The organism is Mycolicibacterium parafortuitum (assembly GCF_002086815.1).
Taxonomy (GTDB): Bacteria; Actinomycetota; Actinomycetes; order Mycobacteriales; family Mycobacteriaceae; genus Mycobacterium; species Mycobacterium parafortuitum.
In genome coordinates this window covers 18054-35560 of sequence record NZ_MVID01000009.1, presented here as the reverse complement: position 1 = coordinate 35560, position 17507 = coordinate 18054, and the positions used below count along the sequence as shown (strand labels likewise).

General features: G+C 68.8%; 21 protein-coding genes. 13 read left to right on the top strand and 8 right to left on the bottom strand.

Going from position 1 to position 17507, the window contains the following annotated elements:
- Positions 1-102 precede the first annotated feature (102 nt).
- Together BST38_RS12435 and BST38_RS12430 are read left to right on the top strand one after the other, a co-directional pair.
- Positions 103-444, top strand: coding sequence for a DUF3253 domain-containing protein (locus tag BST38_RS12435; RefSeq protein ID WP_083143620.1), 342 nt, complete (start codon positions 103-105; stop codon positions 442-444).
- A gap of 26 nt (positions 445-470) precedes the next feature.
- Positions 471-1016, top strand: a complete 546-nt coding sequence (locus BST38_RS12430; protein ID WP_083143619.1) for a class I SAM-dependent methyltransferase — start codon at positions 471-473, stop codon at positions 1014-1016.
- Between the two features lie 6 nt (positions 1017-1022).
- On the opposite strand, the gene BST38_RS12425 is transcribed toward BST38_RS12430, so the two are convergent.
- Complete coding sequence (locus tag BST38_RS12425) at positions 1023-1415, bottom strand: DUF4267 domain-containing protein (RefSeq protein WP_083143618.1); 393 nt, start codon at positions 1413-1415, stop codon at positions 1023-1025.
- Positions 1416-1474: 59 nt separating this feature from the next.
- Positions 1475-1987, bottom strand: coding sequence for a DinB family protein (locus BST38_RS12420; protein ID WP_083143617.1), 513 nt, complete (start codon positions 1985-1987; stop codon positions 1475-1477).
- A 61-nt stretch (positions 1988-2048) separates the two neighbouring features.
- On the opposite strand from BST38_RS12420, the gene BST38_RS12415 reads away from it, so the two are divergent.
- Complete coding sequence (locus tag BST38_RS12415; protein ID WP_083143616.1) at positions 2049-3596, top strand: class I adenylate-forming enzyme family protein; 1548 nt, start codon at positions 2049-2051, stop codon at positions 3594-3596.
- Here the strand turns inward: BST38_RS12415 and BST38_RS12410 are convergent.
- A complete protein-coding gene (locus BST38_RS12410; RefSeq protein ID WP_083143615.1) occupies positions 3568-4449 on the bottom strand; it encodes a TIGR03854 family LLM class F420-dependent oxidoreductase in 882 nt (293 codons plus the stop codon). The two genes, BST38_RS12415 and BST38_RS12410, sit on opposite strands and share 29 nt — an antisense overlap.
- Positions 4450-4641: 192 nt before the next feature.
- Here BST38_RS12410 and BST38_RS12405 point away from each other — a divergent pair, with 192 nt between their 5' ends.
- The 6 genes from BST38_RS12405 (at position 4642) to BST38_RS12380 (ending at position 9439) form a co-directional block, all read left to right on the top strand.
- A complete protein-coding gene (locus tag BST38_RS12405) occupies positions 4642-5316 on the top strand; it encodes a response regulator transcription factor (protein WP_083143614.1) in 675 nt (224 codons plus the stop codon).
- The gene (locus BST38_RS12400) at positions 5316-6695 is read left to right on the top strand and encodes a sensor histidine kinase (protein WP_083143613.1); all 1380 of its coding nucleotides are present in this window, start codon (positions 5316-5318) and stop codon (positions 6693-6695) included. Before BST38_RS12405 ends, BST38_RS12400 begins: the two co-directional genes overlap by 1 nt.
- A complete protein-coding gene (locus BST38_RS12395; RefSeq protein ID WP_083143612.1) occupies positions 6692-7636 on the top strand; it encodes a TAXI family TRAP transporter solute-binding subunit in 945 nt (314 codons plus the stop codon). The genes BST38_RS12400 and BST38_RS12395 overlap by 4 nt, the downstream gene beginning before the upstream one ends.
- Before the next feature lie 132 nt (positions 7637-7768).
- Positions 7769-8089 carry a hypothetical protein gene (locus tag BST38_RS12390; RefSeq protein WP_133057221.1) on the top strand — a complete coding sequence of 107 codons (321 nt, stop codon included), beginning with the start codon at positions 7769-7771 and terminating at the stop codon, positions 8087-8089.
- 122 nt (positions 8090-8211) lie between these two features.
- Positions 8212-8964: an alpha/beta hydrolase family protein gene (locus BST38_RS12385; RefSeq protein ID WP_083143745.1), complete on the top strand. Its 753-nt coding sequence runs from the start codon at positions 8212-8214 to the stop codon at positions 8962-8964.
- 40 nt (positions 8965-9004) lie between these two features.
- A complete protein-coding gene (locus BST38_RS12380) occupies positions 9005-9439 on the top strand; it encodes an MOSC domain-containing protein (protein WP_083143610.1) in 435 nt (144 codons plus the stop codon).
- Positions 9440-9442: 3 nt separating this feature from the next.
- Here BST38_RS12380 and BST38_RS12375 read toward each other — a convergent pair whose 3' ends face one another.
- Positions 9443-10024 (bottom strand): hypothetical protein, encoded by a 582-nt coding sequence (locus BST38_RS12375; protein WP_083143744.1) that lies wholly within the window; start codon positions 10022-10024, stop codon positions 9443-9445.
- A 121-nt stretch (positions 10025-10145) separates the two neighbouring features.
- Between BST38_RS12375 and BST38_RS12370 the strand changes: the two genes are divergently transcribed.
- Both BST38_RS12370 and BST38_RS12365 read left to right on the top strand, forming a co-directional pair.
- Positions 10146-10757, top strand: a complete 612-nt coding sequence (locus BST38_RS12370; protein ID WP_083143743.1) for a YdcF family protein — start codon at positions 10146-10148, stop codon at positions 10755-10757.
- An 18-nt stretch (positions 10758-10775) separates the two neighbouring features.
- Positions 10776-11489 carry a type II CAAX endopeptidase family protein gene (locus BST38_RS12365; protein ID WP_083143609.1) on the top strand — a complete coding sequence of 238 codons (714 nt, stop codon included), beginning with the start codon at positions 10776-10778 and terminating at the stop codon, positions 11487-11489.
- Between the two features lie 48 nt (positions 11490-11537).
- Here the strand turns inward: BST38_RS12365 and BST38_RS12360 are convergent, their stop codons facing one another.
- From BST38_RS12360 to BST38_RS12345, 4 genes are all read right to left on the bottom strand, one after another.
- Complete coding sequence (locus tag BST38_RS12360) at positions 11538-12674, bottom strand: PE-PPE domain-containing protein (RefSeq protein ID WP_237160769.1); 1137 nt, start codon at positions 12672-12674, stop codon at positions 11538-11540.
- Between the two features lie 658 nt (positions 12675-13332).
- Entirely contained in the window at positions 13333-13956 is a 624-nt protein-coding gene (gene ripD, locus BST38_RS12355; protein WP_083143607.1) for an NlpC/P60 family peptidoglycan-binding protein RipD, read from the bottom strand.
- A gap of 198 nt (positions 13957-14154) precedes the next feature.
- Entirely contained in the window at positions 14155-14652 is a 498-nt protein-coding gene (gene tpx, locus BST38_RS12350; protein ID WP_083143606.1) for a thiol peroxidase, read from the bottom strand.
- A 42-nt stretch (positions 14653-14694) separates the two neighbouring features.
- Positions 14695-15378: a DUF899 domain-containing protein gene (locus tag BST38_RS12345; RefSeq protein ID WP_083143605.1), complete on the bottom strand. Its 684-nt coding sequence runs from the start codon at positions 15376-15378 to the stop codon at positions 14695-14697.
- Positions 15379-15477: 99 nt separating this feature from the next.
- On the opposite strand from BST38_RS12345, the gene tenA reads away from it, so the two are divergent.
- Both tenA and BST38_RS12335 read left to right on the top strand, forming a co-directional pair.
- Positions 15478-16176, top strand: coding sequence for a thiaminase II (gene tenA / locus BST38_RS12340; protein ID WP_083143604.1), 699 nt, complete (start codon positions 15478-15480; stop codon positions 16174-16176).
- A gap of 84 nt (positions 16177-16260) precedes the next feature.
- Positions 16261-17499 (top strand): GTP cyclohydrolase II, encoded by a 1239-nt coding sequence (locus tag BST38_RS12335; RefSeq protein WP_083143603.1) that lies wholly within the window; start codon positions 16261-16263, stop codon positions 17497-17499.
- Positions 17500-17507: the final 8 nt, after the last annotated feature.

The window sequence follows — 17507 nt, the reverse complement described above, 5'->3', positions numbered from 1 at the left end:
TTCCCGGGTTGGCACCCGCAATCGTCGAGTACGGCTCACACTTAGCCACAAGACCCCACCGGTAAACCCCGGCCGTGTTGTGGGCTGCTGCACACTGGGCGTATGGCCGCCCCGCTTCATGCCGAGTTGCAGCGCATCGCACAGGGTTCGGGTGCCGATTCGCAGGCGGCACGCATCGCGCTCTCCGACGGTCCCGTACGGGAGCGGCTCAAGGCGGCGATACGAGCCCTGGCCGGACACCGGGGACCCGGCAGCAGCACCTGTCCGTCGGATGCCGCGCGCGCCGTCGGAAACGAGGACGGATGGCGGGCGTTGATGGATGATGCGCGCGAGATCGCCCGGGAGCTGGCCACTGCCGGGGCCGTCGAGATCACTCAGAGCGGCAAGGTGGTCGACCCCGGCGCCGAGTGGCGCGGTCCGATCCGGATCAGGATCCGCACCTAGCGCCCACCACTTCTAGGCTGCAGGACATGGCCGACCGCGACCGCTGGGATCACCGGTACCGAGAGATTGCCGCGCCCCGCCTCGCCGACGTCGGACCGCCGGCGGTCTTCGCGCCGTACGCCGACCTGTTCCCGGTCGGCGGCCGAGCACTCGAACTCGCGTGCGGCGTCGGCACCGCCGCGGTCTGGCTGGCGCGACGCGGGCTTGCGGTGCGGGCCTACGATGTGTCGCCGGTGGCGATCGCGCACGCCGCCGAACTCGCACGGCGCTGTGACGTTGCCCGGCGGTGTGTCTTCGAAGTGGCCGATCTGGACCTCGGCCTGCCCTCCGGAGACCCGGTGGATGTGCTGCTGTGCAACAGGTTCCGCGACCCCCGACTGTACGCTCCTATCATCGCGCGACTCGCTGAAGGCGGGATGCTCGCGATCAGCGTGCTCAGCGAGGTCGGCGCACAGCCGGGCCGGTTCCGAGCCGAAGCCGGCGAACTGGTACGTGCGTTCGGGACCGCGCTGCAGCCCATCGCCGCGGACGAATCCGACGGTGTGGCATGGCTGCTCGCTCGGAACCAGTGAGAGCGCCTATTCTGCAGCGTGATTCGTTGCCCCTGGGCGACGGAGCGCGCCCCAGAGGCCGACGCTGATACCGATCACGGCGCCGCCGAGACCGATATACCGCTGGGACGGCCGCATCTGGTCGTGCACGCTCATCCCGCCGAGGAGATCGGACGCGTCGGCGCCACCGGAGGCGAGGAACCAGCCGCGGCTGTCGGCGCCGCGCAGACCGGACGCGACCAGCAGACCTCCGATCAGCGCGTCCCGGTAGCCCATCGACCGCAGCAGGAGCCGCGCCGTCGGTGGCGGCTCATCCGGGTCACCCCACAGCTTGTTGGCCCGCAGCGGGTCGATGAGGAACTGGACACCCGATGCCAGGCGGATGCCGCCGACGATCAGGGCGGCGCGGTCGACTGCCATGGCAGGCACCCTACGCCGACATCGGCACCGCGAGTTGCCGTTTCGCGGTGCATTCGTGCTCACACGCCGGTGGCGCCGTCGATGCGCTCCCGGATCAGGTCGGCATGGCCGTTGTGCCGGGCGTACTCACCGATCATGTGCAGGTAGATCCAGCGCAGCGACACCTCGGTGCCCATGAACGGGCTGGTGTCGTCGAGATCGTGGCGCGCGCAGCCGGCGCGTGCGGCGTCGATCTCCCGTTGCCAGATCCGCACCGCGTCGGCGAAGGACACCCCGGGGTCGAGGTCGAATCCGCCGTCGTGGCCCGACGTGTCCGCCGACGCATCGAAGATCGGCGGCGCGGTCTCGCCGGAGAGGATCCGCCGGAACCAGTTCCGCTCGACCTCGGCCATGTGCTGGACGAGGCCCAGCAGCGTCATCGGCGACGGCGGGACCGATGCCAGGCGCACCTGAGCGTCGTCGAGGCCGGCGCATTTGAGCAGCAGCGTGTGCCGGTGGAAATCCAGCCAGGACTCCACTGTGGCCCGCTCGTCACTGGTCATCAACGGTGTCGCGCGTTCGGATCCGGTCATGATTGACGATCCTGCCACCGGAATCCGACACCACCGGTCCGGAATTGGGGAAGATCGGACGGTGGAGCACGCACCCCTGACCATCCCGGCCCTGCTCGAGCGGGCTGTCCGCGATTCCGGCGACCGCGCCTATCTCGTCTCCCCCACCGAGCGGCTCACCTACGCCGACGCCGACCGGCGCTCGGCGGCGCTGGCCGGCTGGCTGCTGGCGCACGGCGCCGGCAAAGGCACCAGGGTGGGGTTGTTCTTCGCCAACGGTGCGGAGTGGGTGATCTGGTGGCTGGCGGTCTCGCGGATCGGGGCGGTGGCGGTCCCGTTGAGCACCCTGTACCGGCCCGCCGAGATCGCGAAGGTGGTGCGGTTGGCCGACGTCGCGATGCTCGTGGCGCCCGTGCGGGTGCTCGACATCGACGTCGCGCAACGGTTGGAGGCGGCGTTCCCGGACCTCAGCGGGCAGCGCCGCGACCGGTTACAGATCCCGGCCGCGCCGTACCTGCGCACCGTCGCGCTCACCGGAACCGGTGACGCGCCGTGGGCGACGGCGATCGACGAGGCCGACGCGGTGCCGGAGACCGTCCGGCGTGCCGCCGAGACCGAGGTGTTCCCCGCCGACCTGGCCCTGATGGTGCACACATCCGGTTCCACCGCCGACCCGAAGGGGGTTTTGCACACCCACGGGACGCTGGTCCGCCAGACCTCGACGTGGCCCGATGCGATCCGCGCGGTCACCGGTTCGCCCGCCGATCCCGTGATCCTGTCCGCGATGCCGTTCTTCTGGATCGGCGGGGTGCTGGCGGTGATGGGTGCGTTACACGCGCCGGTGACGCTGCTGGTGATGCCCCGCCTGGATCCCGGTGTCGCGCTGGACCTCGCCGAGAACGAGCGCGCCACCGGCATTGTGGGATGGCCGGCGTTCACCCAGCGACTGCGCGAACACCCCGGCTTCGCCGACCGCGATCTGTCCAGCGCACCGATGTTGCGCGACGGCCCGCTCGACATCGCGATGACCGATGTGCCCGACGGATTTCCTGTGCACCGCACCATGACCGAGACCGCGGGCGGGTTCGCGTACACCGATATGCAGATCGTCGATGCCGCCGGGGCCCTCGTGCCGGACGGTGTCGTCGGCGAGCTGCTGGTGCGCGGGATCGGGGTGATGGCCGGCTACAACAAACGCGAACGCGCCGACACCTTCGACCCCGACGGCTGGTATCACACCGGAGACCGGGTGTATCGCCGTCCCGGCGACCCGCGGCTGTTCTACGTCGGCCGCACCACCGATCTGATCAAGACCGCCGGGGCCAACGTGTCACCGCTGGAGGTCGAAGCCGTGATCGAGGGCTTCGCCGAGGTGGCCCAGTGCGTGGTGGTCGGGGTCGAACACGCCGAACGCGGCGAGGAGGTCTGTGCCGTGCTCGTCCCTACCGGTGCGGCCGTCGACGTCGCAGCGGTCGCCGGCCGCACCCGGGAGGTGTTGTCGCCCTACAAGGTCCCGACCCGGTGGATCACCGTCGACAGCGCGCAGATCCCGACCCTGCCCAGTGGCAAACTGAACCGGAAAGCACTGCGCGAGTGGGTGATCAGTTCTCCCGGGGTAGAAGCTCGGTGACGAAGCGGTCGAGGAAACCGTCGATGTCCTGATCCCCGGCAGGCCGGATCACGAACTTCGTCAGCCCGGCGTCGAGATAGCGATCCAGCTGGCGGTGCAGTTGATCCCAGTCGCGGGCCACCAGCTGGTCCGGGTCGAGATCGGGGCGGCGCTTGCGGATCGCGTCCACGACGGGAGCGGGCAATGATCCGTCGCCCACCGCCAGGTTGATCCCGTAGTGGTCGTCGGGCACGGCCCGGCCCGCGGCCTCGGCGGCCGCGCGGATCGAGTGCACCGCCGCGCGCGCCTCATCGGGGGTGACGAAGCTGCCGAGCCAACCGTCGCCGTACGCTCCGATCCGCCGAAACCCCGCATCGCTGGCCCCGCCGAGCCAGATGTCCACGCGGGACTGTGGTTTCGGCAGCACCCGGACGTCGCGCACGGTGAAGAACTCGCCGGCGAACGACACGTCGGTATCGTCCAGTGCGCTCCGCAGCAGTCGCAGCGACTCGTCGAACACCGCGGCCCGACGCCCGGCGGGAACCGGGAACGCATCGCGTTCGGCCGTCATCGCCGAGCGCAGCCCGAACACCGGCAGCACCCTCTTCGGCGCCAGCGCCGCCAGTGACGCGAGCTGTTTGGCGACCAGCACAGGGTGCCGGCCCGGCAACACCGCCACCGAGGTTCCGACCTTGAGGCGGCTGGTGCGCGCCAGCGCGTACGTCATGCCGATGAACGGCTCCACCGCCGGGGAATAGACCAGTTCGGAGAGCCACAGTGAGTCGACCCCGTCTGTTTCGAGCCGGTCGACGATGGCGGGCAGGCGCCCGGGAGACACGTCGGCACCGAGGCCGACTCCGAACCGGATCTTCACGCGTTGGCCCTTCCGCCGGGTGTTTCTCGTTGCGCAACGTATCCCGGCCCGCCTTTGTGCCCGCGAATCTGAGGATCGTGCGAGAAACCGGGCGGCACCGGGCGAAGACCCTGTCGGTTCACACGCGTCCCCGTCATGATGAATCGACGAGGACCTGCACGTTTCCGGCACGACGCGCGGAAGGGGTGGCTCATGCGAGTGTTGCTCGTCGAAGACGACGACGGGGTGGCCTCCGCGCTGGCCGAGCTGCTGACCCAGCACGGCGCCTCCGTGGTACTGACCACGCGCGGAACCGATGCGCTGCACCGGATGAAGGGCTGCGATCTGGTGCTTCTGGACCTCGGGCTGCCGGACATGGACGGCCTCGATGTCCTGCGCACCCTGCGACGGGCGTCGGCGGTACCGGTGATCATCATGACCGCCAGGGACAGCGACGGTTCGGTCGTGCTGGGCCTGCGGGCCGGCGCCGACGACTATCTCGTCAAACCGGTCCGCAAAGCAGTGCTGCTGGCGCGGATCGATGCCGTGATGAGGCGCCTGCGGCGAAGCGCCGGAGAGGTCGGTGCCACCACCGCCACCACCGGACCGGTGACGGCGGGCCCCGTCACCGTCGAGCGCGAGCGTCGCGAAGTCCTGCTCGACGGCACCCCGCAGCCGCTGACGCGCACCGAGTTCCAGATCCTGAGCACCCTGGCAGGCCGGCAGGGCGAAGCGGTCAGCCGTGAGGAGCTGATGCTGCAGGTGTGGGGCACCGCAGTGGTGGGGCGGTCGAGGTCCCTGGACTTCTTCATCGGCCAGCTCCGCGCGAAACTGGTCGGCCTTCCCCTGCACACCGTCCGCGGCTTCGGTTTCCGGTTGGACAGCTGATGGGTGTGCGCGTCCGGATCGTCCTGGTGGCGCTGCTGCTGATCGTCGTGGTCGCGTTGGCCGTACCGTTCGCGTTGAGCCTCGCCGACCGCAGGACCGCCGCGCTGGCCGACGAGCGCGACCGTCAACTGGAGGCGCTCGCCGCGGCCGCCGCGGCCACCGATGTCCCCCTGCAGTTGTCGGTCGACCGTTATTTCGACGTCTACGGCGAAGGCCTGCTGGTGATGGACGCCGACGGCCGGATCATGGCCGCGCGGGGGCTCGAGGCCGCCGATCCCGAGGTCGCCGCGGCGGTCGGGCGCACCATCGTCGATGCCCCCGCCCCTGGGTGGGGGCGGATACTGCCGTGGCACGAGAAGGCCCTGCTGACCGCTGAAGGCGTGCGTCGCGATGGTGAGCTGGTCGGTGCCGTCGTGCTGGCCGTGGACCCGAGGACCGCCGCACGTCAGATCGCGCAGGGCTGGATGTGGCTGGGGGTCTGCTGTCTCGGCTTTCTGACGCTTGCCGTGCTGGTCGCCCGCGGTCTGACCCGATGGGTGCTACGACCGCTGACCGGTCTGGAGCGGGCCGTCGCGGAGATGACCGAAGGCGTCGCCGGCCCACCCGCCGATGTCGCGGGACCACCGGAACTACGGCATCTCACCGCCGCGTTCAACACGATGGCCCAGGTGGTGCGCGCCTCCCTGGACCGGCAACGGCGCCTGATCGCCGACGCGTCCCACCAGTTGCGCAACCCGTTGGCGGCCGTGCGGTTGCGTGCCGACAGCCTGGAACGCTACGTCGCCGAAGACGGTCTCTCCACCTACGGTTCGATGAGCGCCGAGCTGGACCGGTTCGAGAACCTGCTGCAGCAGTTGCTGCGACTGGCGCGTGCTGAGCAGGTCAGCGGTAGCCGTCAGGTCGGCCTCGTCGACACCGACGGCGACGCAACCGATCTCGGCGACGTGATCGCCGAGCGTGTCGCGTTCTGGCGACCGGTCGCCGACGAACGCGCCCAGACCCTACGCTGCCTCACCGATCGTCCCGGCCTGACAGTGCAGGTCGCCCGGCACGAGGTCGAGCAGCTGCTCGATGTCGCGCTCGACAATGCTTTGCGGTACGCCGGGGCCGACACCACCGTCACCGTGTCGGCGCAGCCTGGCGACGATTTCGTGGACCTGGTGGTCAGCGACGACGGCGTCGGCCTCGGCGCGGCAGAACTGGCGAAGGCCACCACCCGGTTCTGGCGCGGCGGCGACGACCGGTCCGGAACCGGTCTCGGGCTGGCGATCGCCGCCGAGATCACCGCCGGGCACGGTGGCGAGGTCGGTGTCGAACACGCTCCCGAAGGCGGGCTGTTGATCAGGTATCGACTTCCGCGGGCGGGAGATCCACTGTGAGGCAACAGTTCCCGGCACGGCTGTCGCGCCGGTCGTTCCTCGTCTGTGCGGCGGTGCTGGCCGCCGGATGCGCGACCTACCGCCCGTCCGGACGGATACGGATCGCCGCGGGCGACCCCGGCGGGTTGTATCTGGCCTTCGCCACGGTGCTCGCCGACCGGCTCCGCGCCGGCTATCCGGACCTGACCGTGGACGTGTTGCCGACCGAGGGCACCGTCGAGAACCTCGCCCGGCTGCGATCGGGTCAGGCCGAGTTCGGGTTGGCACTCGCCGATGTCGCCGAACGGGACCGCAAGGTGGGTGCACCCAGCTTCGCCCCGCACGCCGTGGCCAGGGTCTACGAGAACTATCTCCAGGTGATCGTCCGCGACGCCGACGGTGTCCGGCGATTCGAGCACCTGCAGGAGATGCCGGTGTCGATCGGCCCGCCCGGCTCAGGCGCAGCGGCGACCAGTGAGGTGCTCATCGAGGCCGCGGGCCTGCACCGGCGCGTCGATACCAAACGCCTACGGTTGCGCGACGGCCTGGCACAACTGCGGGACGGCGGCGTGCAGGCCGTGGTGTGGTCGGGAGGGGTGCCCACCCCCGCGGTCGCCGAACTGGACAGCGCGCTACCGCTGCGGATGCTCGATCTCGGCGGACTGGCCGCACCGATGAGCCGGATCGCCGGCTATCCGTACGTGATGCGCAGGGTTCCCGGCGGGGAGTATGTGCCCCAAGGGATCCGGTCGCTCGGAGTGCCCGATCTGCTGTTGTGCCGAGGCGGCCTGGCCACGGATGTGGTGGCCGCGGTCGTCGACGTGATCGCCACCCAGGCATCGCATCTCGTTCCGCCCCATGTCCGGGGTCTGCAGTATCTCGACACGCCCTCGATGATCCAGACCGGTCGGATTCCGCTACACCCCGACGCGATCCGAACGTACCGGGATCTGCACGGCTGACCGAGCGAATCTGCGTTTTCTGCAAGGAATTCCGGACTTAGCAGGGCCGGCCCTTGGCCGTATGCGCCCGCGCGGCTCATCCTGACGCAACCACCACGCGCAGCGGTCGGGCGCCAGGCGAAAGGAACAATGATGAGGATCAGAACAGTCGCTGCAGCCCTCGTCTGCTGCGTCGCTCTCACCAGTACCGCGGTCGCACAGGCCAATCCCGCGGTGCCCATGCCGGTCATCGAAGAGTCGGCCGTGCGCTTGTGCGGCGAGATCCAGGCCGATCCCACCCGAGGCGGTGTGGTCGGCGGGTTGATGCATCTCACGGACCAGGGGCTCGACGACATCGATGGCGCGCTCGTCACGATCGTCGCGATCCACCACACCTGCCCGCAGTATCAAGATCTGATCATGCAGACCCTCGACCCCATCGCGGCCGAGGAGCTGTGTCCCGAGCGGCTCTGAACACGCCGGCATCGCCCCCGGGCGGCGGAAACCTGTGGACTCCGCATGGTTTCCCCGCCCGGGGGCCTTTGTGTTCCCACCGCGCCCGTGCCGACGACGGGAGGCGATGACAGGATGTGGCGGTGGCTGAACGCGTCACCTTTCCCAGCAGCAGCGGCCCGACCCTGGCCGGCCTGATCGACCACCCCGACGCGGAGATCCGCGGCTGGGGTGTCTTCGCGCACGGCTTCACCCTCGGCAAGGACAGCCCGGCGGCGAGCAGGATCTGCAAACAGCTCGCCGGTGAAGGGATCGGCATGCTCAGGTTCGACAACCTGGGCCTCGGCGACTCCGAGGGCGACTGGGGCGACGGATCGTTCTCGCACAAGGTTCAGGACACGGTCCGGGCCGTCGAGTTCATGACCGAACGCGGTCATGACGTCCGGCTTCTGGTCGGCCATTCGTTCGGCGGCTCGGCCGTGATATCGGCGGCCCACGGCTGCCCGTCGGTGGCCGCGGTGGCCAGCATCGGTGCGCCGTTCGAGCCCGCCCACGTCGAGCGGAGTTACGACGCGCTGCTGAGCCGGATCGAAACCGACGGTGAGGCGCCGTTCCGCGTCGGGGGCAAGGCGCTGACGCTGCGCAAGCATTTCATCGACGACGTCCGCTCCGCCGATCTGCGCGACTGCATCACGACGCTGCGGCGGGCGCTGCTCGTCATGCACTCACCGATCGACAACACTGTCGGAATCGAGAACGCCAGCGAGATCTTCCGGACCGCCAGGCACCCACGCAGCTTTGTGTCGCTGGAGGGTGCCGACCATCTGCTCACCGGCAAGAACCAGGCGGCGCGGGCGGCACGGATCATCAGCGCGTGGGCCGACCCGTATCTGTAGCCGGACCGTTCCGCCGCCAGGGTCAATACACTCGGACGGCGTGAAGATCGTTGCCATCCACATCGCGCCGGGGCGCAAGATCCCGACCCGCTCGGTCACGTCCGTCGAGGCCGATGCCGGCAAGGGACTGGTCGGCGATCGTTATCACGGCACGCGACACCGGCACGTGACCATCCAGTCCCGGGAGATGCTCGACCTCGCCGCGGCCGACCTCGGCCGTCCCATCGATGCCGGCGCCACCCGCCGCAACCTGACCGTGGACACCGGCACGATCCCGACCCGGCCCGGCAGTCGCCTCCGGATCGGTGCGGTCGAACTCGAAGTCGTCCGCATCGCGGCGCCGTGCCGGCTGCTCGACGACTGGATCGGCAGCGGGGCGGCGAGGGCGATGAGCCAACGCGGCGGCTCGGTATGCCGGGTGCTCACCTCGGGTCTGATCGAAGTGGGTTCCGCCGTGACGGTCCCGGCGGCCTGACCGCTAGCCTCCGTCTTCGCCGCCACCGACCTCGGCGGGCAGCGGAGGCGGCAACGGGGTCGACGGTGCCGAGCTGGTCGTCGGTGCGGACGGCTGTGTCGTCGGTGTCTGGGTCGACGGTGTCTGGGTCGAGGTCGTCTCGGCGCTGCCGGAGCCGGTGCCGTCGGATCCGGCGCGGTGGAAGTCCAGCATCGCCTCGTCGCGGATCACCTTCTCCCCCACGCTGATCACGAGTGTCTTCGACGTGACCCGGTATTCGACGCCGTCCGTGGTCGCGGTGAACGCACCGTCGGAGGACTTCGACGCGGGCACGATCAGGCGGGCGCCGTCGCGCACCCGCACCCCGCGGTACTGGTAGCGCCCGTCACCGTCTTGGCAGATCGCGACCCGCGAGCTCGCCGTGCTGCCGAACACGACGACGGTGCTGTCACCCGTGCAGCGTGCCGTCGAATCGACGTAGCCACGGCTGTCATAGGCCGGTGCGGACGAAGCCTGCGGCGCGGCCAGCAGAACCAGGGGCATGGCGGTCAGCGCGCCGGCCCCGGCCAGCGCTGCCGCGCGTGAAATCGCTCTGATCGGAAACATCGCCACCCACCTGACCACGCCGCGGCGATCACCGCGGATCGCGACCCGCGGCGGTCACGCATCGTTGACGATTCGAGACCGGACCGTAATGACCGGCGTCCGCGGGGCGATGAACCGAGTGATGACTCAACGATCTGCCTCGACATCCGGTCTCTCGGCGGTCCGCTGCGCGGCGCTGATCGTGGCGCTGATGCTGGCGGTGGTCCCGGTGACCGCCGGTCCGGCCATCGGCACCGCACAGGCCGCCCCACCGATCGTCGCCAAGGACTTCTCGAAGCCGGCGATCGTGATCCTCGGCTACGGGCTCAAACCGAACGGCACCATGCGGCTGATCCTGCACACCCGGGTGCTCGCCGGTCTGGCGGTGGCGCAGATGTTCCCGCAGGCGCCGATCATCGTGACCGGAGGCAACCCGCGCAACGGCAACACCGAAGCCGGGCAGATGGGCAAGATGCTGCGGCTCTACGGCATCCCGGCCGAACGCGTCATCGTCGAGGACAGGGCCAACAGCACCGTGCAGAACGCCGCGTTCTCGGTGCCGCTGGCCGAAAAGGCGGGAACGTCGGGGATCATCCTGGTGACCTCGTCGTCGCATCAGGACCGCGCGGACACCGTCTTCGCGAACGCCGGCGCCAACGTGCTGGCCACCGTCAGCTTTCCCGACAACAATCCGAACACCAACATCGCACAGTTCGTCCGCGACGTGATCAGCCCGTTCACCCCGATCACCTAGGTGCGTTAGCGTTCGGCGGTGTCAACCGACCAACACCTGCCCGCGCGGCGGCACCGCTGGGGTATCGGCGCGTTCGTCGTCGTCGAAGCGGTCTATCTGCTGACCGCCGTGCTCGTGGCCCTCGCGGTCGCGGGACCACAACCCAACCACGTCTCCGTCGTGCTGATCGCCGTCGGCGTGCCCAGCCTGCTGGCCGCGGCACTGGCCGTCGTGATCACGCGACTGCGGGGCAACGGCCCGCGGATCGACCTACGGCTGCAGTGGTCTTCGCGGGCGGCGGGAATCGGCGTGCTGTTCGGCGTCGCCGGCCTGTTCGTCACCGTGCCCGCGTCGCTGCTGTGGATTCGCGTCGTCGGCGACGACGCGACATCGGCGGCCGGCGAGGTGTTCGGCGGACTACGCGGCGGCTGGGGCTGGGCGATCGCGGTATTCGTGCTCATCGCGCTCGTCGCGCCGGTGTGCGAGGAGATCGTCTACCGCGGCCTGCTGTGGGGTGCGGTGGACCAACGCTGGGGCCGCTGGGCCGCATTCGGGGTCACCACGGTCGTTTTCGCGGTCGCCCACCTCGAATGGACCCGGATCCCGTTGCTGCTCGTGGTGGCGATCCCGATCGGACTGGCGCGCCTCTACACCGACAACCTCTGCGCCGGAATCCTGGCCCACCAGGTGACCAATCTGCTGCCGGGTCTGGTGTTGATGTACACCGTCGCCGGGGCGATGCCGGCTGTTTGACGGTCCCGCAGGGGCGCTGAAACACGGCGATCGGCAGCCTTTCGGCGTTCAGTCGCCGGAGTCGTCCTTGTCCGACGACTCGGCGGAGCCGGACGACGACCCACTGTCGCTCTCTGCCGCATCGCGGTCGTCGGAGCCGTCGGTGTCCGTGTCGTCGCTGTCGTCGGTGACGGGCGTGTCCTCGTCGACGTGTGTGTCGTCGTCCACGGGTGTGTCGGTGTCAGCCGGCGTGTCGTCCAGCGTGTCCCCGATGTCGGTGGCCTCGTCCGGTTCGCCTGAACCGGAGCCGGTTTCGACGTCCACCGGATCCGCCGAGTCGTCGGGCACGGGGAGGTCGTCGGGCGCGGGGAGGCTGTCGGGCACGGACTCGGAAACGTCTGTGCGCAGCGTGACCGAGGTGGCCCGGGCAGCGGCATTCGTCGCTTCAGGGCTCCCCACCTCCGACCACACGGGATTGAACGGCGCCAGCACAGCGCTGTGTTGCGAGGGGTCCACCAGGTTCGGATAACTGCGGTTGTATGCGGAATCGATGATCGGTCTGAGCCGGCTGTCGAGGTCGTCGGCGAGTTCGGTCAAGCCCATCCTGCGCAGCGGTTCCAGCAGCGGAAGATTCGCGCTCCTGACGAGAACGTAGGTGGTGTTGCCCTCTTTCCAGATCAGCTTCTCCGCCGCGGCGATGTCGATGTCGTTGTAACCGTAGATGTGGATGTACTGCGCTCCGGCAAGTGCATTCGCCACGGCCAGCAGATTGAACGGATTGTCGGGGAAATCGGCGACGCCGTCGTACTCCACGGCGATGTCGAGGATCTGGTACTGCGTGCTGTCGGGGGTGGGCCGGTACCCGATGTCGGAGCGGATCCCACCCCACTTGCGCAACGGGTTGGCCAGCAGGACGAACCTCAAATCCTCCGACTTGGGCGCGAAGATGCTCTTGGCGTCCTGCTGAAGCCAGTGGGTCGAGATCGTGGCGCCTTGGGAGAACGCCACGACCGTCTTCGGCGACGGCGTCGTCGCGATCACCCAGCGCAGCGCCAGCAGGCCGGCCGGTTCCGCGAGTTCGCCGGGCATTCCCGCCAGGTAGTCGACCGACTTGCAGGTGTGCCCGGACTCCGGCGAGCAGTAATCGCCTTTGAGGATTTTCCGCATATCCAGATCGATGAGACCCCCGGCAGTGTAGCCAGTCATCGTCAGAACGTTTGCTGCCAGGGTGTAGGCCGGCGGCGCCGCGACCGGCGTCACAGCAACTGCTGCGACGGCAAGGGCAGCGAGGATCTTGCGCATGGGGGTCCTTTGGGTGGGGCAGTCCGGAAAATCCCGGATGTCCAGGTAACAGGCAGGTTGAGATTAAAGTACGGCCGCGAATGCCGCAAAAGTTAGCGAAAACTCGTCGCATTTAATCAATGTTCTGTTTAGAACAGTTTCTGCGCCCATGCACCGGAGGCGACACGGTCGTGTCACACCCGCTGGATTACGACGTACACCGGCGGTGACTCAGCAATCTTCTGAGTTCGCCGACGATGCTTTGTAGTGCCACAACATATTGGTTTGCCTGCTAGAGCTACAAAATGTGCTGGGTAGTTGACTGATCACAGATATCGGCAGCTGCCGGTCGTGCGCCGTGTGCAGAGTCGCCGCATCGATGCCACCGCCGCACCCTGTCGTCACGGCGTTGGGGCACCGGGATGTTGAGCTCGACCACGTGCCCGTCGCCATCCTGCTCGATCCGAGACAGCGCGGAGCCCGGGGTGTCGTGTGCGACAGCCCCGGGAGCAGCGCCCGCTGGACCCGCATCCACCTCATGGGCTGGAGCAGATGCCGGAACGGCAGAAGAAGCGTTCGATGGTCAGGCGATGATGCGGACCAGGTACGGGGTCATGTCCTTGGTGCGCACCGGGGACACGGCGACGCCGGAGTCGGTGGTCTCGACCATCTGCCCGTTGCCGATGAACAACGCGACGCTCTGGGTTCCCTCAGGGCCGTAGAAGATCAGGTCACCGGGCAGCGCCATCGCGGGCAGAACCTTCTGACCGACCTTGTACATCTCCCCCGAGGACCGGGGCAGCTTCACACCGACACCCGAGAACGCGTAGACCATCAGCCCCGACGCGTCGAAGCCGACGACCTCGACCCGCGGCGCGGGAACCGCCGACGGAAGTGTCGGCACCATCGGGTTCGGCGCCACGCTCGGCAAGTTCAGACCGGGCGCCAGGTCCAGTGCCTGCGCGTCGATCTCGGCGCTGTCAGGCGAGGATGCATCGGGTTGGGGCAACGCGACGGTGCCCTTGCTCGGTCCGGACGCCCCGCCGCCACCGTAGGCGAACGGGACGCCGCGCTGCGACAGCGCGCGAGCGATCACGGCGTCGACGGCTTTCTGATTGGTCGCCGAACGGCTGGGCTGAGCCGCCGCCAGGCCCGGTGTCGCCAACAACAGGGCGAAACCGATCACGAAGACGAAGACGCGTCGCATGGCACTTTTCCCGCTTTCCGGCAAGCCAGCGCCGTGCTCGACGCTGGACTCATTGGTTAACAACAGTCACTATGACCACTTCTACACCACCTGAGGTGGTGCATCTCCGTCGTCGCAGGACTGCGAATCAACCAGATGCGGTACCGGAACCGAACGGTGACCTATGCCGGCGCGTCGCCCTCTAGGGTGTGTCGCGCGTTACGCCTTCACCGCGGCGAGCGCGGCGTCGTAATCGGGCTCCTGGCCGATCTCGGGGACCAGTTCGGTGTAGGTGACCTTGCCGTCGGCGTCGATCACGACGACGGCGCGGCCCAGCAGACCAGCCATCGGGCCGTCGACGATCTTGATGCCGTAGTCGTCACCGAAGCTGTCGCGGAAGCCGGAGGCCGACGTCACGTTCTCGATGCCCTCGGCACCGCAGAACCGCTTCTGCGCGAACGGCAGATCGTTCGAGACGTTCAGCACGGTGACGCCGCTGGATGCGGCCGCCTCGTTGAACTTGCGGACGCTCGCCGAGCACACCGGGGTGTCCACCGACGGGAAGATGTTGAGCAGCAGAGGCTTGCCGCGGAACTGCTCATCGCTCACCGCGCCGAGGTCGGTGCCGGTGAGGGTGAAGCTCGGTGCAGCGGATCCGACGGCGGGCAGTTCTCCGACGGTGTTGATCGCGTTTCCACGCAAAGTGATCTGTGCCATGGGCACAGTCTGCCAAGCGCGTCCCGTCCCGTCGCGCCGGGGTCAGGCGCCGTACCAGAGGGCCACGTCCGGAGAATCCAGCCACTTCGAGTACGTGGGACTCTGCGGCCAGCCGTCCGGGGAGTCCTGCCACACCTCCTGGCGGCCCCACGGGAGTGCGTCGACCAATGCGAAGGTGTGGCTGAGTTGTTCTGTCCCACGGCCGTTGGTGTGCCAGGTGCGATACACGGCGTCCCCGTCACGCAGGAACACGTTGACCCCGAAACCGGTCCCCGGGGCGGCGTCCACGTCCGCCGCGAAGGGGCTCTGCGACGACGAGTACCAGTCCATCCGGTTGCCGACCTTCTCCCGATACGCCAGCGCCTCCTCGATCGGTCCCGCCGTCACGATCACGAACCGCGCGTCGTAGTTGTCGAGGAACTCCAGCCGGGTGAACTGGCTCGTGTACCCGGTGCAGCCGCCGCACTGCCATTCGGCGCCGTCGGTCCACATGTGGTTGTAGACGATCAACTGAGACCTGCCGCCGAACATGTCGGCCAGCCGGACCGGCCCCTCGGCACCGATCAGGGTGTAGTCGGGCATCCGCACCATCGGCAGGCGGCGGCGTTGCGCGGCGATCGCGTCGAGTTCGCGGGTGGCGGCCTTCTCGCGGGCGCGCAGCTCCGCGAGGGCGGCCCGCCAGGTCTCTGAGTCGACGATGGGCGGCAGCGCAGCGGTATCGGTCATTACAGTCACCTTCCAGCATGGTCGGTTCGTCTGAGCGGATGTGTTCACCGGTACCGACCCGGCACCCAACCGAAACTCATCGCTGAAAGGACCTCGGACATGCCCGTGGCCCCGCGCATCGGCGCGCACGAACCCGGATCCTGGACCTCGCGCCTGTGGGCCGACATCGCCGCGATCTTCGACGCGACCGTCGCGCACCCGTTCCTCACCGGGCTGACCGACGGCAGCCTGCCCCGCGATGTGTTCGCCGAGTACGTCGCCCAGGACGTCCATTACCTCCGCACGTACTCACGTGCGCTGGCGGTGGTGGCCGCCAAGGCGCCGACTCTGGCCGACACCGCGATGTTCGCCCGGCACGCCGCCGAGGTCTTCGACGTCGAACTGTCCCTGCACGGTGAACTGCTGCCCGCGCTCGGCCTCTCCGCCGAGGCCGTCGACGCGGTCCCGGTGTCGCCGACCACGCAGGCCTACACCAGCTATCTGCTCGCCACCGTCTACGGCGGCAGCTTCGTCGACGGGCTGGCCGCGGTGCTCCCCTGCTACTGGATCTACGCCGAGGTCGGTGCGGCGCTGCTGACCCGCGGGTCGGTCGACGAGCGATACCAGCGCTGGATCGACAGCTACGGCGGCGACGAGTTCGCCGCGACCGTCACCGAGGTGCTGCGCCTCGCCGACCGGATCGGCCCGACCCTCACCGCCGCCGACGAGGCCGCTGCCCGAGCACATTTCGTGACGACGTCGCGCTACGAATGGATGTTCTTCGACGCCGCGTACCGCCGCGAGTGCTGGCCTGTCTGAAGTCCCTCTGAGGCCCGTTCGCTCCGTCCGGCGGGACCCGCCGCGCGCGACTATGCTGGCGGATTCCCTCCAGCGAGGAGTCCTATGACCGGCCGGCACATCAGGTTGACGTCACACAGCGGCGGCGCCGACGCACCGGCGCTGCGCTGGGGCGCGCCGACCGCCGCCGAACGCGGCCCGGTCGTCGGGACCACCACCTCCCGTGCGCACCGCAACGTGATCGGCACTCACAGCGGCGCGTACGGCGTGTACCGCGCCCTGGCTGTCGCCGCGGGCTCGCTGTCTCGCGAACATCGCGCCGACCTGACCAACACCTCCCCGACCGCCGCGATCGGCCCGCACCCGCAGTGGGCGGATCCCGAGGCCATCGTCAGCCTCGATCCGTGGGGCGCCACGGTCGCCGCCGCGTTCGCCGGCGAGATCGCCCGCGGTGTCGACATCCGCCCGACCATCGCGGTCACCAAGGCGCAGGTGATCCTGCCCGAGGTGCACGACGCCCTCGCCAAGGCGCGGCTGATCCCCGACGGACGGGTGCTGCTCGACTCCGGTGCGGCACAGGTGACCAAGGCCGCGCTTGAGCCGGTCTGGCACCTTCCTGGCGTGGCGAAGCGGTTCGGCTGTACTGAATCCGATTTGCGCCGTGTGCTTTTCGAGGAGACCGGCGGGATGTATCCCGAGCTCGTGACACGCTCTGACCTCGAGGTGTTCCTGCCGCCGATCGGCGGTCAGACGATCTACATCTTCGGCGATCCCCGCGCCCTGGCCGACCCGGCGGTGGAACTGACCGCCCGCGTCCACGACGAATGCAACGGTTCCGACGTGTTCGGTTCCGACATCTGCACCTGCCGGCCGTATCTGACCCATGCGATCGAGGAGTGCATCCAGGGCGCCCAGCGCGGCGGGGTGGGCCTGATCGCCTACTCCCGCAAGGAAGGCCGCGCTCTCGGTGAGGTGACGAAGTTCCTCGTCTACAACGCCCGCAAACGCCAGGCCGGAGGCGACACCGCCGACCAGTACTTCGCCCGGACCGAGTGCGTGGCCGGCGTGCAGGACATGCGGTTCCAGGAACTCATGCCCGACGTCCTGCACTGGCTCGGGATCCGCAAGATCCACCGGCTGGTGTCGATGAGCAATATGAAGTACGACGCGATCACCGGTTCGGGCATCGAGGTCGGTGAACGGGTATCGATTCCCGATGAGTTGATCCCGGCCGACGCGCAGGTCGAGATCGACGCCAAGACCGCGGCGGGCTACTACACCCCCGGCGCCGTCCCGGACGCCGACGAGCTCCGAAAGGCAAAGGGCCGGGGGCTGGACCGATGAGCGCTTGC

Excerpts from the sequence above, each read along its gene's own strand:
- BST38_RS12435 (WP_083143620.1), top strand. The coding sequence starts at position 103 with ATGGCCGCCCCGCTTCATGCCGAGTTGCAGCGCATCGCACAGGGTTCG.
- BST38_RS12430 (WP_083143619.1), top strand. The coding sequence starts at position 471 with ATGGCCGACCGCGACCGCTGGGATCACCGGTACCGAGAGATTGCCGCG.
- BST38_RS12425 (WP_083143618.1), bottom strand. The coding sequence starts at position 1,415 with ATGGCAGTCGACCGCGCCGCCCTGATCGTCGGCGGCATCCGCCTGGCA.
- BST38_RS12420 (WP_083143617.1), bottom strand. The coding sequence starts at position 1,987 with ATGACCGGATCCGAACGCGCGACACCGTTGATGACCAGTGACGAGCGG.
- BST38_RS12405 (WP_083143614.1), top strand. The coding sequence starts at position 4,642 with ATGCGAGTGTTGCTCGTCGAAGACGACGACGGGGTGGCCTCCGCGCTG.
- BST38_RS12400 (WP_083143613.1), top strand. The coding sequence starts at position 5,316 with ATGGGTGTGCGCGTCCGGATCGTCCTGGTGGCGCTGCTGCTGATCGTC.
- BST38_RS12390 (WP_133057221.1), top strand. The coding sequence starts at position 7,769 with ATGAGGATCAGAACAGTCGCTGCAGCCCTCGTCTGCTGCGTCGCTCTC.
- BST38_RS12375 (WP_083143744.1), bottom strand. The coding sequence starts at position 10,024 with ATGTTTCCGATCAGAGCGATTTCACGCGCGGCAGCGCTGGCCGGGGCC.
- BST38_RS12370 (WP_083143743.1), top strand. The coding sequence starts at position 10,146 with ATGACTCAACGATCTGCCTCGACATCCGGTCTCTCGGCGGTCCGCTGC.
- BST38_RS12360 (WP_237160769.1), bottom strand. The coding sequence starts at position 12,674 with ATGACTGGCTACACTGCCGGGGGTCTCATCGATCTGGATATGCGGAAA.
- ripD (WP_083143607.1), bottom strand. The coding sequence starts at position 13,956 with ATGCGACGCGTCTTCGTCTTCGTGATCGGTTTCGCCCTGTTGTTGGCG.
- tpx (WP_083143606.1), bottom strand. The coding sequence starts at position 14,652 with ATGGCACAGATCACTTTGCGTGGAAACGCGATCAACACCGTCGGAGAA.
- BST38_RS12345 (WP_083143605.1), bottom strand. The coding sequence starts at position 15,378 with ATGACCGATACCGCTGCGCTGCCGCCCATCGTCGACTCAGAGACCTGG.
- tenA (WP_083143604.1), top strand. The coding sequence starts at position 15,478 with ATGCCCGTGGCCCCGCGCATCGGCGCGCACGAACCCGGATCCTGGACC.
- BST38_RS12335 (WP_083143603.1), top strand. The coding sequence starts at position 16,261 with ATGACCGGCCGGCACATCAGGTTGACGTCACACAGCGGCGGCGCCGAC.